Below are 14,743 nucleotides of genomic sequence, written 5' to 3'. Positions count from 1 at the left end.
CGCGAAAGCGGTGTGTCAGAGATAAATTTTTCGTCTGATACTCCGCCTTCGCGAGCAAGCTCGCTCCCATATTGGTTTTTTGTGTGGTCAGAAGGCTTCCGGTTCTATGCCGGTGAACGTGTCGACGGTGATGTGGCTGCCCAACTCCCCGCCTTCGCGAGCCAGGCCGCAGGTTTGCAGGCCAGCCTCTTGCGCGGCGTCGAGTTCTTCAACAACGTCCGAAAGAAACAGGATCCCCCCCGCTTCAACACCGATGGCTTGCTGGATATTGGTGTACGACTGCACTTCACGCTTAGGCCCCGACGTCGTGTCGAAATAACCACTGAACAACGGCGTCAGATCCCCCGCCTCCGAGCAGCCGAAAATCAGTTTCTGCGCCTGAATCGATCCCGACGAGTACACAAACAGTTGATAACCGGCAGCATGCCAGCGCTGCAGTGCTTCAACGGCATCCGGGTAAACATGCCCCTTCAACTGCCCGGCGTGATAACCCTGCGCCCAGACCATGCCTTGCAAGGCCTTGAGTGGAGTGGCTTTGCGATCTTCCTCGATCCAGCTCAAGAGAATCTCGACAACCCGCTCAACATCAGCCTGCGGCGCATTGCTGTCACGGCGCACGGCGTCGAGTTGCTCGGCCACATCGGCGCGTTCGGCGTTCTGCCGCACGAAATCCGGTAAATGTTTGGCCGCGTACGGAAACAGCACGTCAAACACGAAACTTACCGCGCTGGTGGTGCCTTCGATGTCAGTGACGATGGCTTTGATCGACATCGAATCAGTCCTCCAGACGCGGGAAGCGGCCGGCGATGTCTTCGCCGGTGAAATTGGCAACCCAGCCTTCCGGGTTGTTGAAAAGGCGAATCGCGACAAAGTGCGGATGCTCGCCCATGTCGAACCAGTGCTTGGTGCCGGCCGGTACCGAGATCAGGTCGTTCTTCTCACAAAGCACGGCATAAACGTAATCGTCGATGTGCAGGGTAAACAACCCACGGCCGGCGACGAAAAATCTGACTTCGTCTTCGCCATGACGATGCTCTTCGAGAAACTTGGCGCGCAGCTCGGCTTTTTGCGGGTGATCGCTGTTCAGGCTGATGACGTCGACAGTGATGTAACCGCGCTCGGTCATCAGCTTATCGATCTGCGCTTTATAAGCACTGATCACCTCTTCCTGGGTGGCGCCGGGCTGGATCTTCGCGGCGGCTTGCCAGCGGTCGAAGCACACGCCCTGCTCGGCCAGGGTCGAGGCGATGTCTTCAAAGTGGGTCAGCACCTTGTTCGGAATTTCAGGGCTTGAGACGTGATAGACGGACAGGCTGCTCATTGGGGCAATTCCTCGGTATCGGCCTTGCCGTCCGGTTCTTGCAGACCGGTCGGGCACAGCATTTCATCAGGCAAATGGGCTACTTCTGGTGAAGTCAGCCTTGGCGGTTCATGACGCTGCGGGTTTTCAACTCGCATTCAAACAGAAATTCAAAGGCCTCGATCTGCCGCAGCGCGTCGCTCATCTGCGCGCCCCAGGTGTAGAGGCCGTGGCCGCGAATCAGGTAACCGACACAATCAGGATGGGCGTCGAGCCAAGGCTGCACCTTGGCGGCGAGGCGCGCAATGTCCTGATCGTTGTCGAAAATCGGCACGCGCACCCGCGATTCATGGGTCGAGATGCCGCTGAAGGCTTTTTGCAACTCGTAGTCTTCGAACTCGATAAAGTCCTGCGGAGTCAGGCGCGACAGCACCGTGGCGTTGACCGAATGGGTGTGCAGCACTGCGCCGATCTCCGGCCGCCAGCTATACAGCTGGGTGTGCAGCAGGGTTTCGGCGGACGGCTTTTTGCCCGGCTCCAGGCTAGTGCCGGAGAGGTCGGTGGCGAGCACATCGTCCACACTCAACTGGCCCTTGTGCTTGCCCGAAACGGTCAACAGCGCTTCGCTCGGCGACAGGCGTGTCGAGTAATTGCTGCTGGTGGCCGGCGACCAGCCGCGACCATAAAGAAAGCGCCCGGCATCGACGATTTGCTGGGCGAGTTGTTCACGCGTAAGGCTCATGGCCGGTCCTCTTGCATACGTGTGGCAATGATAACGGCAGCAGCGAGCGCCGCGAGACTGGCAATACTAAAGGTCAATGTCGCACCGAGCGCATTCCAGCTGTAGCCGGAATACAACGCGCCCATGGCGCCGCCGGTGCCGGCCAGTGCGGCGTACAACGCCTGGCCCTGCCCTTGCTGGCGCGCGCCGAAGCTACGTTGCACGAAAGCGATGGCAGCGGCGTGAAAACTGCCGAAGGTCGCCGCGTGAAGCACCTGCGCAAACAACAGCACCCACAGGAACTCGGCGAACGAACCTAGTAACAACCAGCGCAGCGCCGCCAGCAGAAAACTTGCCATCAGCACCCGGCGCAGGGAAAACCGCGCGAGAATCCGGCTCATTGCCATGAACATCAGCACTTCGGCAACGACACCCACGGCCCACAGCATGCCGATGGTGCCGCGGGTGTAACCGAGTCGTTCAAGGTGCAGGGTCAGAAAGGTGTAATACGGGCCGTGGCTCATTTGCATCAGCGCGACGCAGCCGTAAAACGCCAGCACGCCGGGATTGCGCAGTTGTGTGAGAAAGCCCTCACCGCTCGGCCGATTGCCTTGCGGCGGCTGCGCGTTCGGCACCCACAGACTGCTAAGGACGATGCCGGCCATGATCAACACCAGCGCCGCCGGGTAGATGTCGAGGCTGAGCCATTCGAACAATCGGCCGAGTGCAACCACGGTGATGATGAAACCGATCGAACCCCACAAACGAATCTGGCTGTAGCGCGAGGTCTGCCCCTGCAAATGCGCCAGGGTGATGACTTCGAACTGCGGCAGCACCGCGTGCCAGAAGAACGCGTGCAAGGCCATGACCATCGCCAACCAGGCGTAGGTCTTGCTGACGAAGATCAGTGAAAACGTCAGCAGCGTACACACCGCGCCGAAACGCACGATAGCCAGGCGTTTGCCGGTGTAATCACCGAGCCAGCCCCAGATGTTCGGCGCCACACAGCGCATCAGCATCGGGATCGCGACCAGCTCACCGATCCGCGCAGGACTGAAGCCGAGGTGGTCGAAGTACAGCGCCAGAAACGGCGCTGTCGACCCGAGCAAGGCGAAATAGAACAGATAGAAACTGGACAGCCGCCAGTAAGGGAGCGCCGCCACGCCGGTTATGCCGCGACGGCTTTAAGGCCTGCCATCAAAGCTGACCCAGCACCGGCGTGCTCACGCGCACATCGGCATTCTGGCCACGGTGACGCAGCAAGTGATCCATCAGCACAATGGCCATCATCGCTTCGGCAATCGGCGTGGCACGGATGCCGACGCACGGGTCGTGACGGCCCTTGGTGATGACGTCCACAGAGTTGCCGTGGATATCGATCGAACGGCCCGGGGTGGTGATGCTCGACGTCGGCTTCAAGGCCAGATGCGCAACGATCGGCTGACCGGACGAAATACCACCGAGGATGCCRCCCGCGTTGTTGCTGAGGAAACCTTCCGGGGTCATTTCATCGCGGTGTTCGGTGCCGCGCTGAGCGACCGAGGCAAAACCGGCACCGATTTCCACGCCTTTGACTGCGTTGATGCTCATCAGCGCATGCGCCAGCTCAGCGTCGAGACGGTCGAAAATCGGCTCGCCCAGACCCGGCATCACGCCTTCGGCAACGACGGTGATCTTCGCCCCGACCGAGTCCTGATCGCGGCGCAATTGATCCATGTAGGCTTCCAGCTCCGGGACTTTGTCCGGATCGGGGCTGAAGAAAGCGTTGTCTTCCACCGAATCCCAGGTCTTGAACGGGATTTCGATCGGGCCGAGCTGGCTCATGTAGCCACGAATGACGATGCCTTGGGTGGCCAGGTATTTCTTCGCGATCGCACCGGCCGCCACGCGCATTGCGGTCTCGCGCGCCGAGCTGCGACCACCGCCACGATAGTCGCGCTCGCCGTATTTGTGGTGGTAGGTGTAGTCGGCGTGGGCCGGGCGGAACAGATCCTTGATCGCCGAGTAGTCCTTGGACTTCTGGTCGGTGTTGCGGATCAGCAGGCCGATCGAGCAACCGGTGGTGCGCCCTTCGAATACGCCAGAGAGGATTTCGACTTCGTCGGCTTCCTGACGCTGGGTGGTGTGGCGGCTGGTGCCTGGCTTGCGGCGATCGAGGTCGCGCTGCAGGTCTTCGAGGGAGATCTCCAGGCCCGGCGGGCAGCCGTCGACAATGGCGACCAACGCCGGACCATGGCTTTCGCCAGCGGTGGTGACAGTGAACAACTTGCCGTAGGTATTGCCGGACATGCAGGACGCTCCGTGAAATCAAACCCAAATTCGTGATGCGCGCCAGTATACGCAGGCTAACCGAGTAGTTCATCCTCGAACCTTAGTGGTGCTGGCGAGTCCAACCGGCACCTTGGCGAATGATGGCGTGATGATGCTGCGAGTTTTGATCTTGAGTCTTACCCTCTTTACGGGCTTTGCCCAAGCGACGGTCCTACAACGCCCGGTCACTCTGGATACCGGCACCGGCGAACTTTTCGGTTCGCTGCTGCTGCCAAAGTCCGACAATCCGGTGCCGGTTGTCCTGATTATTTCTGGCTCCGGTCCTACGGATCGCGACGGAAACAACCCCGACGGCGGGCGCAACGACAGCCTCAAGCGCCTGGCGTGGGTGCTGGCCAAACACAACATTGCCAGTGTGCGTTACGACAAACGCGGTGTTGCGGCGAGTCTGGCGGCGACGCCGGATGAGCGCAATTTATCGGTGGAGGCCTATGCGGCAGACGCGGTGGCGTGGGGGCAGAAGCTCAAGGCCGATCCGCGTTTCGGCAAATTGATCCTGCTCGGCCACAGTGAAGGCGCGCTGATTGCCAGCCTCGCCGCGCTGAAAGTGGATGCCGCTGCGGTGATTTCCCTGTCCGGCAGCGCCCGCCCGGTCGATCAAGTGATCCGCGAGCAACTGGCCCGCAGCCTCCCTCCTCCGTTGATGCTACGCAGTAACGAACTGCTCGACAGCCTCAAGGCCGGCCACACTGACGACAATGTGCCGCAACCGTTGCAGGTGATTTTCCGCCCGAGCGTGCAGCCGTATCTGATTTCGCTGTTCCGTCAGGATCCCGCGAAAGCCTTCGCGCAATTGAAGATGCCGGCGCTGATCGTCCAGGGCAGCAACGACATGCAGGTCGGCGTTGGCGATGCGCAGGCGCTGAAAGCCGCGAAACCCGACGCCGAACTGGCGGTGATCGACGGCATGAACCACGTCATGCGCATCGTCCATAACGATATGAAGCGGCAATTGGCTTCGTACAAGGATCCGAATTTGCCACTGGCGGCGGAACTTGGCGCGAAGATCATCGAGTTTATTGACGGACTTCGCACCCGTTAACGGTTGTTTACCCTCTAGTCCTGCAAAAAACGGCCGATAAGCCTTTGTCGCCAGCGCAACGGCTGGCGACAAGCAGGGCTTGGACAGGATCTCGCCGTTATGACTGATACCCCGACTTCACCCGACACCACCGCTGAAAAAGACGCACCGCCAGCGGTCGAGCTGCCGTGGGCGGATGTCCACGTCGAGCACCACAAGATGCTCCGCCTGGCCCCGCTGCAGACCGACCGCAACACTGGCGGCCGCCCCTTGCGCTTCGTCGAATTCGGCTATGCCGAACGCAACAGCAAAGAAAAAAGCCTGATGCGCATGACGATCAAGCTGCCCGGCCAGCGTGTGCGCAAAGAGCAGAATCAGCTGGACGTGTGGGTTGATCACACGACCAAACGTGTGCACTTCGGCCCCGACAGCGGCTTGCAGATCGAACCAATGAACCGTGGCATCGGCCGTTACATGGCCGCGCAAGGCATCAATTGGGCAAAAAAGCGCTGGCCGACCTACACCGTTGACGGCATGGACTTGAACAACAAGGACGCGCTGAACGAAGACACCCGCCTGCGTCGCGATCATTTCCTGCGGGTGCATGGTTTTGATGTGGTGTACGCCGATGCCCAGCACTTGAAGGGCAGCGTCAAGGATGTGTTGGTCGGCGATTTGCTCGGCGACTGGAACAGCGAGAAGCTGCAGATCGTCGAGATTCTTGAAGCGGCACAGATGCTTCAGCAGGCCGAACAGAATCTGGCCGAGCAGGAAGTGAAGCTGAAGAAACAGGAAGAGAAGGTCAGCAAGTTCAAGCGTGAAGACGCCGGGCTGCGTTTCACCATTACCTGTCTGGTGGCGTTTGCGGTGTTTCAGGCGGGGCTGCTGATCTGGATTGCCACGCATCGCTGATGGCTTGAGACCGCAGTGCGGCGATTCGCGAGCAGGCTCGCTCCCACAGGATTTGTGTCGTACACCGAACCTGTGGGAGCGAGCTTGCTCGCGAAGCTTTTGATCGTTCCCACGCTCCGCGTCGGAATGCAGCCCGATTAGACGCGGGAAGCGAACAGCGCCTGATGATCGCGGCACTGCTCCGCCGTCAGCATGAACACACCATGCCCGCCGCGCTCGAATTCGAGCCAGGCGAAATCGACTTCCGGGTACAGCGCGTCAACGTGCACCTGACTGTTGCCCACTTCAACGATCAGCAAGCCCTTCTCGGTCAGGTGATCCGCCGCTTCAGCGAGCATGCGTCGCACCAGGTTCAAACCATCGTCGCCACACGCCAGGCCCAGCTCCGGTTCATGCTGATACTCGTCCGGCATGTCGGCGAAATCCTCCGCATCAACGTAAGGCGGATTCGACACGATCAGGTCGAAACGCTGGCCCGGCAAGCCATCAAACCCATCGCCCTGCACGGTATAGACGCGCTCATCGACGCCATGGCGCTCGATGTTCTGGTTGGCCACTTCCAGCGCTTCGAACGACAGATCGGCCAGCACCACTTCGGCGTTCTGAAACTCGTAGGCGCAGGCGATACCGATGCAACCGGAACCGGTGCACAGGTCGAGAATCCGCGCAGGCTCGTTGCCGATCCACGGGGCGAAACGGTTTTCGATCAGTTCGCCAATCGGCGAGCGCGGGATCAACACGCGCTCATCGACGATGAACGACATGCCGCAGAACCATGCCTCACCCAACAGGTAAGCGGTGGGAATGCGTTCTTCGATACGGCGCTTGAGCAGGCGTTGCAGGTTAACCAACTCGTCGTCTTCCAGCGCGCAATCGAGGTAGCTGTCGGCGATTTCCCACGGCAGGTGCAACGCGCCGAGTACGAGTTGCCGGGCTTCGTCCCAGGCATTGTCGGTGCCATGGCCGAAAAACAGATCCTCCCCATGGAAGCGGCTGACGGCCCAACGGATATGGTCACGCAGGGTACGAAGGCGGGAAGTGATCACGGCGCAGAACTCCAGAAAAAACGACTGGCGATTCTAGCAGCCAAAACGCGCGACGACGACGCAGGAAAAACATCGCACCGACGGTAGGAGTTTTCTGTTTTTTGCATCGGCTATTGAACAGAACGTGTAACTTGACAAGGCTGCAGGCCAATAACGACGGTGCCTACGATGGTAGCGATTCACAGAACCGCTCAGCCAGAGGACAATGTCGCAAAAGCCCCACCCCAAGGAGCCCCAGAATGTCCGTTCCAAAAACGATGTTTCAACTCAGCGGTCGCGGTTACGCAGCGGCCACACTGAGCCATGCCACCGTGGTCATCATCGATGCCCAGAAAGAATATCTCAGTGGCCCGCTGGCCCTGAGCGGCATGGACGCGGCCGTCGCAAACATCAAGCAAGTGGTTGCCGCAGCCCGTGCAGCCGGTCGGCCGATCGTGCACGTGCGTCACCTCGGCACCGTCGGCGGCCTGTTCGACCCGCAGGGCGAACGCGGCGAATTCATCCCTGGCCTCGAGCCACAGGGCGATGAAACCATTATCGGCAAACTGCTGCCGAGCGCGTTCCACGGCACCGAGTTGCTGGACCGTTTGCAAAACCTTGGCTCACTGGACCTGATCGTCTGCGGTTTCATGAGCCACTCCAGTGTCAGCACCACCGTACGTGCGGCGAAGAATCTGGGTTTCCGCTGCACCCTGGTCGAAGACGCCTGCGCCACCCGCGACCTGCCGTTCAAGGGCCGCGTGCTCAGCGCCGCTGTGGTACAGGAAGCCGAAATGGCGATCATGGCGGACAACTTCGCCACCCTCGCGCTGACGCAAGACCTGATCTGATCGACCCTGATGAGCGGCTCACGGCGCCGCTCATCCGCAAAATCCTCTCATTTGCCGCAAATGCCATAGCCTCAGGAACAACCCGGTCAACTCCCGGTCGAAGGGCCGATACCCATTGAGGAAGGTCGGAATGAAGTTATCCGATGGATTTGACGCACGCCGCTTGCGGCCCAAAGGCCAAAGCAACTGGCGTTTTCGATTCGGCGCGGCGATTGCCGCCATTCTGGCGACGTTCGGTGTGCTGCTGGCGATGGCCGGGGCCGCCAGCCTGCTCGGGCGCCCGCCAGCGCTCGGTGATTTGAATGCCACGCCGATGGGTTCGGCGATCATTCTGGCTGTCGGCTTGCTGTTTCTGTATTTCGGCGTGGCGCTGTGGCGTCGTTGCCGGCGTCGCGCCCGGCAATCGCGGGAACTGAACATGTCCCCGCACCTGATGAAAAAACACGACTGAATCACCGGCCTGGCTTTTTGCCGGGCCGTTTTGTTTCGACTTGGGTAAACTGGCCGCCCTTCGCGGAGGCTGACATGCAAGACGACGATTTTTCCCTGTTCAAAAGTGCGATCCAAGGCGTCAAGCCGATCAAGCACGACCGCGCCGACACCGGCAAACCCAAGGCTGACCGCGCACAGATCGCCAAGCTGCGCCAGTCCGCCACCGTGCGCACCGACACCGCTACCGTGGATGGCCTGTCCGACCAGTTCGTGATCGATGTCGGCCCGGAAGACGAGTTGATGTGGTCCCGTGACGGCGTGCAGGAAAGTCAGATGCGCAAGCTCAAGGTCGGCCAGATCCCGTTCGAAGGCAGCCTCGACCTGCACGGCATGAGCGTGGAAAAGGCCCGCGAAACCCTCTGGGCCTTTCTTGCCGAAGCGACTAAATTCGAAATCCGCTGCGTCCGCGTCACCCACGGCAAGGCTGTGCGCTTGGACGGCAAGCGGCCAATGATCAAAAGCCACGTCAACACCTGGTTGCGCCAGCATGCCCAAGTGCTGGGTTTCTGCTCGTGTCAGGCGAAACACGGCGGTGCCGGCGCGGTTTACGTGATGCTCAAACGCACCATGATGGAAGGTCGCGACGAATAATCCCGTTACACCGAACTTGCAGGGTTGTGTCCGCCACCGTACCCTTGCCCTTTGCGAAAATCCCCACAGGTAGTTTCATGTCCCTGGAACAGAATTACACCGCGATTCTCGGCCAATTGGGCGAGGACGTGTCCCGCGAGGGCCTGCTCGACACGCCAAAGCGTGCCGCCAAAGCCATGCAGTACCTCTGCCGCGGTTATGAACAGACGCTCGAAGAGGTCACCAACGGTGCCCTGTTCAGCTCCGACAACAGCGAAATGGTGCTGGTCAAGGACATCGAGTTGTACTCGTTGTGCGAACACCACCTGCTGCCGTTCATCGGCAAGGCGCATGTTGCGTACATCCCGAGCGGCAAAGTGCTGGGCCTGTCGAAGGTCGCGCGGATCGTCGACATGTACGCCCGTCGCCTGCAGATCCAGGAAAACCTCAGCCGCCAGATCGCCGATGCAGTGATGCAAGTCACCGGCGCGCTGGGCGTAGCCGTGGTGATCGAGGCCAAGCACATGTGCATGATGATGCGCGGTGTCGAGAAGCAGAATTCGTCGATGATCACTTCGGTGATGCTCGGTGAGTTCCGCGAAAACGCAGCGACCCGCAGCGAATTCCTCAGCCTCATCAAGTAATTCGTTGCCCGAAGAAAACCGGCATTCATCGCCGGTTTTTTTTCGTCCGTGAAAAATCGGGTAAGCTGCGCGCCTTTCTCAATTTGCACCGTGAGGCTTTAAACGTGTTCGTCAAAGCGCTTCGTGTCGGCCTCGGCCAACTGGTTATCTTCATCGACTTCATCACCCGCCCGGGCAAGAAACAGCGTCCTGCCGAAACTCAGGCCCAGGTCAATGCCGCCGCGCAAGGCCTGACCCTGTATCAGTTCCATGCCTGCCCGTTCTGCGTGAAAACCCGCCGCACGCTGCGTCGCCTGAATGTGCCGGTGGCGCTGAAGGATGCGAAGAACAACGAACAGGATCGTCAGACGCTGCTGGATCAGGGCGGCCGGATCAAGGTGCCTTGCCTGCGCATTGAAGAGAATGGCCAGACAACCTGGATGTATGAGTCCAAGGTGATTATTGATTATCTGGATAAGCGGTTTGCGGCGGTCTGATGATTATGTGGTGGGTTGATTGACGCTTTCGCGAGCAGGCTCGCTCCCACCCTTTGGAATGCATTTCCACTGTGGGAGCGAGCCTGYTCGCGAAGGGGCCCTCTCAGCTACCGCAAATCCCAGACAAAAATAAACCGGCCCTCGAGCCGGTTTATTTGTTTTCAGGCCGCTTTCTCTAGCAGCGCCTGGCGCACCACCGCCGCCAATCGCTTGAGCCCTTCATCCAGTCGTGCCGGATCGATGTGGCTGAAGTTCAAGCGCAAATGCCCAAGGTTGTTATCCGGATCCGGAAAGAACGGCTCCCCCGGCATAAACGCCACGTCATTGGCCAACGCCTCATTGAGCAACGTTCGCGTATCCAGCGGCTGCTTCAACGTCAGCCAGAAAAACAGCCCGCCCTGCGGCATGTTCCAGTCGGCCAGATCAGCAAAGTGCGTTTCCAGCGCCGCCTGGAAGGCATCGCGCCGTTGCCGATAGAAGCCGCGCAACTCGCTCAGATGCTGCTGATACTTGTCGCTGCCGATCCATTGCAGGGCCTGCCACTGACCGATGCGGTTGGTATGCAGATCTGCCGATTGCTTGAGTTTGAGCAGATGCGGGAACAGGTCCGGGCTGGCGATCAGGTAGCCGACGCGTAAACCGGGCAACAAGGTTTTCGACACGGTGCCGGTGTAGATCCAGCTCGCCTTCTGCAGACGCCCGGCAATCGGCTTGGCGCTGCCGCCATCGAAAGTCAGCTCGCGGTAGGGTTCGTCCTCGATCAGGGTGACGCCGAATTCGTCGAGCAATGCCGCTACGGCTGCACGCTTGGCTTCGCTGTAACGCACGGCGGACGGATTCTGGAACGTCGGGATCAGATAAATGAACGCTGGCCGGTGCTGTTCGAGACGACTGCGCAATTGCGCCAGATTCGGGCCGTCGGCTTCTTGCGGCACGGTCAGGCAATCGGCGCCGAACAGCTGGAAAATCTGCAATGCAGCGAGATAGGTCGGCGCTTCAAGCAGAATTTCCGTGCCCTTGTCGATGTACAGCTTGGCCGCCAGATCGAGGGTTTGCTGCGAGCCGCTGACCACCAGTACCTGACTTGCGGTGCACTCCAGGCCCAGCGCCCTCGCCTCCGCTGCCAAGGCTTCGCGCAATGCCGGTTCGCCTTCGCTCATGCCGTATTGGCCGAGCGACAGCGGCATGTCAGCCCACTCGACCTTCGGCAGCATCGCTTCGGCCGGCAAGCCACCAGCGAACGACATGACCTCCGGACGCTGGGCGGCGGCAAGGATTTCACGGATCAAAGAACTTTTAAGGCGCGCGACACGTTCGGAAAAAGCCATGGAAGTCACCGGTAGCGAGGCATGGGAAAAATGAGTCAAACTGGTTGACTGAAATTACGACAGCTTGAGCGAGTACGTCAATATGCTTGACCTTAAAAACCCCGCGAGCCAACAACAGGCGATGGAAGCGTTTTTCTTCGGCTATCAAGCCTTCACCGCCAAGGCTGATGAAATGCTCGAGCGCCGCGGGCTGTCGCGGGTACATCAGCGAATTGTGTTTTTCATCGCTCGATACCCGAATTTGAGCGTGAAGGAATTGCTGGGATTGCTTGGCGTGAGCAAGCAGGCCTTGAACATGCCGTTGCGGCAGTTACAGGAAATGCATCTGGTCGACAGCGTGGCGTCCGAGGCCGACAAGCGAAAGCGTCTGCTGGAATTGACGGCCGAAGGCGCGAAGTTTGAACAGGCGCTGCGGCGTGAGCAGGTGAAATTACTGGAGCGAGTGTTTGCCGAGGCTGGCGAGGCGGCGGTGAATGGCTGGTTGGCGGTGAATATGGCACTGGGGAAAAGTCAGACGGCTCTCGATTGAATGGGACTGCCTCTTCGCGGGCAAGCTCGCTCCCACAGGGGAACGCATTCCAAACGTGGGAGCGAGCCTGCTCGCAAAGGGGCCAGTGCAGGCGATATATCGCTATCGACGGAACTTTCGTAAACAAAACCAAAAACAATATTTGCTTTATTTGTACACAAAAGCATAATCCACAGCGTGCGAGTTCCTGACCGCATGGTCAACAAATTCGCGTATGCCTCAAAGGGCCACTGCCACCCCTCATGGGTCCGGCCCTGGAAATAACAATAAAACTCTTGAGGAGTACTCGCTGTGGAAAGCCGCAAATCCGAAGCATCGACGCTGGACCTCTCGCCGCCATTACGCAGTGGCCTGCTGGAACGTCTGTTTAAACTCAGCTTGCATGGCACCACGGTGAAGACCGAGCTGATTGCCGGTCTGACAACCTTCATCACCATGGCTTACATCATCTTCGTCAACCCGAACATCATGGCCGATGCCGGTATCGACCATGGTGCAGCCTTCGTCGCCACCTGTATCGCCGCCGCGCTGGGCTGCCTGTTGATGGGCCTGTACGCCAACTGGCCAGTGGGTCTGGCGCCGGGCATGGGCCTCAACGCGTTCTTCACTTACACCGTGGTCGGCACCATGGGCTACAACTGGGAAACTGCACTGGGTGCGGTGTTCGTCTCCGGTGTGCTGTTCATGATCCTGACTTTCTCGCGGATTCGCGAGTGGCTGCTGAACAGCATTCCAGTCAGCCTGCGCTTTGCGATGGGTGCCGGCGTCGGTCTGTTCCTTGGCCTGATCGGCCTGAAAACCGCGGGTATCGTCGTCGACAGCCCGGCCACACTGATCAAACTCGGCTCCCTGCGCGAACCTGGCCCACTGCTCGCGGCCATCTGCTTTCTGATGATCGCGATCCTCAGCTACCACCGAGTTTTCGGCGCAATCCTCATCAGCATCATCACCGTGACCCTGGCCGGTTGGGGCCTGGGCATCGTGCACTACGAAGGGATCATGTCGACCCCGCCAAGTCTGGCTCCGACCTTCATGGCCATGAACGTCGCCGGCGTGTTTAACGTCAGCATGATCAGCGTGGTACTGGCCTTTCTCTTTGTGCACATGTTCGACACCGCTGGCACGCTGATGGGCGTCGCCCAGCGCGCCAACCTGGTGAATGCTGACGGCCGTATCGAAAACCTCTCCCGCGCGATGAAAGCCGACAGTGCGTCCAGCGTCTTCGGCGCTGTGGTCGGTGTTCCGCCAGTCACCAGTTATGTAGAAAGTGCCGCTGGTGTAGCCGCTGGTGGTCGGACTGGTCTTACCGCAGTCACCGTAGGTGTGCTATTTATAGCGGCGATGTTCTTCGCACCGCTGGCCGGCATGATTCCCGCTTACGCCACCGCCGGTGCACTGATCTATGTGGCGATGCTGATGATGGGCGGCATGGCCCACATCGAATGGGACGAAGCCACTGACGCCATCCCGGCCATCGTCACCGCGATCATGATGCCACTGACCTTTTCGGTCGCCGACGGCATCGCGCTGGGCTTCATCACCTACGTGGCGTTGAAGGCCGGTACCGGCAAGTACAAGGAAATTTCCGTGAGCCTGTGGGTGCTCTGCGCGATCTTCATCGCCAAGTTCATCTTCTTGTAAGCGTCACGCGGTTCAAGCTTCAACACAGCCTCACCCAATCGGGTGGGGCTTTTGCACATTCTTGAGTACAACAAAAAAAGGAGGAAAGTGATGAGTCTGGAAACCTGGCTGCTGTTCAGCGGTGCTGCATTGGTGGTGATCCTGATTCCGGGGCCACTGTCGTTGTTGATGATCAGCAACAGTCTGAATTATGGGTTGCGCCGTTCTTATCCGGCATTTCTCGGTGGCGTATTCGCCTCTATCTGCCTGCTCAGTGCTTCGGCGTTGGGGCTGGGTGCCTTGTTGCTGGCATCGGAGCAACTGTTCAGCGCCCTGAAAATCGTCGGCGGACTCTATCTGTTCTATCTGGCCTGGCAGAGCTGGCAGCAATCGCGCCAGCCATCGGTCGGCGCCGTCGTGCCACAAGCTGCCGCCGTTCCACGGTTTCGCGCGTTGTTCGGGCGCGCCTTTGTACTGGGCGCCAGCAACCCGAAAGACATCCTGTTCTTCGCCGCTTTCCTACCGCAATTCCTCAGCGCCGAACAGCCCTTCCTGCCGCAGTTGCTGGTGATGATCGCCACCTGGACCCTGCTGGATCTGCTGTGCAAGCTGGCCTACGGACTCGGAGCCCACGGCGCAGCGCGTTACTTGCGCAGTGGCAAAGGACAGAGCTGGTTCAACCGGATCAGTGCCGGCTTGTTCGGAGGCGCCGGCGCAGCATCGTTGCTCAGCAGTCACTGAGACATTTGGATCACAAACTTTTTATTTATCTGTAGCCATCCCTGACTTGAAAAACTCAAGTCAGGGATGGCATTCGCAGCGACCGCTCGTGTTGCTCGCGACATCTCCCCGCCGCCACAACTGCATCCCTCAAGCGCAATACACAGCAACAACCCGTTGATGTACATCGTTCAAAAGGCGAC

The 14,743-nt window shown here is 59.6% G+C and carries 17 protein-coding genes; 10 read left to right on the top strand and 7 right to left on the bottom strand.

Annotated elements, in window-relative coordinates; genetic code table 11:
* Positions 1-87: 87 nt before the first annotated feature.
* The 5 genes from mtnC to aroC all read right to left on the bottom strand — a co-directional run bounded on the left by mtnC (position 88) and on the right by aroC (position 4,310).
* Positions 88-771, bottom strand: a complete 684-nt coding sequence (gene mtnC / locus AC1DVF_RS24515) for an acireductone synthase (protein WP_477783277.1) — start codon at positions 769-771, stop codon at positions 88-90.
* 4 nt (positions 772-775) lie between these two features.
* Complete coding sequence (locus tag AC1DVF_RS24510; protein ID WP_460127600.1) at positions 776-1,321, bottom strand: 1,2-dihydroxy-3-keto-5-methylthiopentene dioxygenase; 546 nt, start codon at positions 1,319-1,321, stop codon at positions 776-778.
* Between the two features lie 94 nt (positions 1,322-1,415).
* A complete protein-coding gene (locus AC1DVF_RS24505; RefSeq protein WP_099758436.1) occupies positions 1,416-2,042 on the bottom strand; it encodes a methylthioribulose 1-phosphate dehydratase in 627 nt (208 codons plus the stop codon).
* Positions 2,039-3,184, bottom strand: coding sequence for an MFS transporter (locus tag AC1DVF_RS24500; RefSeq protein WP_093441720.1), 1,146 nt, complete (start codon positions 3,182-3,184; stop codon positions 2,039-2,041). The genes AC1DVF_RS24505 and AC1DVF_RS24500 overlap by 4 nt, the downstream gene beginning before the upstream one ends.
* A 34-nt stretch (positions 3,185-3,218) precedes the next feature.
* A complete protein-coding gene (gene aroC / locus AC1DVF_RS24495; protein ID WP_093441715.1) occupies positions 3,219-4,310 on the bottom strand; it encodes a chorismate synthase in 1,092 nt (363 codons plus the stop codon).
* A gap of 130 nt (positions 4,311-4,440) precedes the next feature.
* On the opposite strand from aroC, the gene AC1DVF_RS24490 reads away from it, so the two are divergent.
* Positions 4,441-5,394: an alpha/beta hydrolase gene (locus AC1DVF_RS24490; protein ID WP_460090251.1), complete on the top strand. Its 954-nt coding sequence runs from the start codon at positions 4,441-4,443 to the stop codon at positions 5,392-5,394.
* Positions 5,395-5,493: 99 nt separating this feature from the next.
* Positions 5,494-6,285, top strand: a complete 792-nt coding sequence (locus AC1DVF_RS24485) for a hypothetical protein (protein ID WP_093441710.1) — start codon at positions 5,494-5,496, stop codon at positions 6,283-6,285.
* Between the two features lie 137 nt (positions 6,286-6,422).
* On the opposite strand, the gene prmB is transcribed toward AC1DVF_RS24485, so the two are convergent.
* Positions 6,423-7,331, bottom strand: a complete 909-nt coding sequence (prmB, locus tag AC1DVF_RS24480; RefSeq protein ID WP_099758433.1) for a 50S ribosomal protein L3 N(5)-glutamine methyltransferase — start codon at positions 7,329-7,331, stop codon at positions 6,423-6,425.
* 239 nt (positions 7,332-7,570) lie between these two features.
* Between prmB and AC1DVF_RS24475 the strand changes: the two genes are divergently transcribed.
* From AC1DVF_RS24475 to AC1DVF_RS24455, 5 genes are all read left to right on the top strand, one after another.
* Positions 7,571-8,161 carry a cysteine hydrolase family protein gene (locus AC1DVF_RS24475; RefSeq protein ID WP_007914026.1) on the top strand — a complete coding sequence of 197 codons (591 nt, stop codon included), beginning with the start codon at positions 7,571-7,573 and terminating at the stop codon, positions 8,159-8,161.
* A 130-nt stretch (positions 8,162-8,291) separates the two neighbouring features.
* A complete protein-coding gene (locus tag AC1DVF_RS24470) occupies positions 8,292-8,612 on the top strand; it encodes a hypothetical protein (RefSeq protein ID WP_007914024.1) in 321 nt (106 codons plus the stop codon).
* A gap of 74 nt (positions 8,613-8,686) precedes the next feature.
* Positions 8,687-9,244, top strand: coding sequence for a Smr/MutS family protein (locus AC1DVF_RS24465; RefSeq protein ID WP_038366959.1), 558 nt, complete (start codon positions 8,687-8,689; stop codon positions 9,242-9,244).
* A 77-nt stretch (positions 9,245-9,321) separates the two neighbouring features.
* The gene (folE, locus tag AC1DVF_RS24460) at positions 9,322-9,867 is read left to right on the top strand and encodes a GTP cyclohydrolase I FolE (RefSeq protein WP_003442011.1); all 546 of its coding nucleotides are present in this window, start codon (positions 9,322-9,324) and stop codon (positions 9,865-9,867) included.
* A 104-nt stretch (positions 9,868-9,971) separates the two neighbouring features.
* On the top strand, positions 9,972-10,343 hold the full coding sequence (locus AC1DVF_RS24455) for a glutathione S-transferase N-terminal domain-containing protein (RefSeq protein WP_093441696.1): 372 nt from the start codon (positions 9,972-9,974) through the stop codon (positions 10,341-10,343).
* A gap of 161 nt (positions 10,344-10,504) precedes the next feature.
* Here AC1DVF_RS24455 and AC1DVF_RS24450 read toward each other — a convergent pair whose 3' ends face one another.
* Complete coding sequence (locus tag AC1DVF_RS24450) at positions 10,505-11,671, bottom strand: aminotransferase-like domain-containing protein (RefSeq protein WP_116256627.1); 1,167 nt, start codon at positions 11,669-11,671, stop codon at positions 10,505-10,507.
* Between the two features lie 82 nt (positions 11,672-11,753).
* On the opposite strand from AC1DVF_RS24450, the gene AC1DVF_RS24445 reads away from it, so the two are divergent.
* The 3 genes from AC1DVF_RS24445 to AC1DVF_RS24435 all read left to right on the top strand — a co-directional run bounded on the left by AC1DVF_RS24445 (position 11,754) and on the right by AC1DVF_RS24435 (position 14,561).
* Positions 11,754-12,200 (top strand): MarR family winged helix-turn-helix transcriptional regulator, encoded by a 447-nt coding sequence (locus AC1DVF_RS24445; RefSeq protein WP_093441687.1) that lies wholly within the window; start codon positions 11,754-11,756, stop codon positions 12,198-12,200.
* A gap of 291 nt (positions 12,201-12,491) precedes the next feature.
* Complete coding sequence (locus AC1DVF_RS24440) at positions 12,492-13,841, top strand: NCS2 family permease (protein WP_007914003.1); 1,350 nt, start codon at positions 12,492-12,494, stop codon at positions 13,839-13,841.
* A gap of 90 nt (positions 13,842-13,931) precedes the next feature.
* A complete protein-coding gene (locus AC1DVF_RS24435) occupies positions 13,932-14,561 on the top strand; it encodes a LysE family translocator (RefSeq protein WP_038366975.1) in 630 nt (209 codons plus the stop codon).
* Positions 14,562-14,743 lie beyond the last annotated feature (182 nt).

The sequence above is a fragment of the Pseudomonas sp. P4_D7 genome (genome assembly GCF_056401755.1).
The sequence above is the reverse complement of the archived record's forward strand: the minus strand, read 5'-3'. Positions and strand labels throughout refer to the sequence as shown.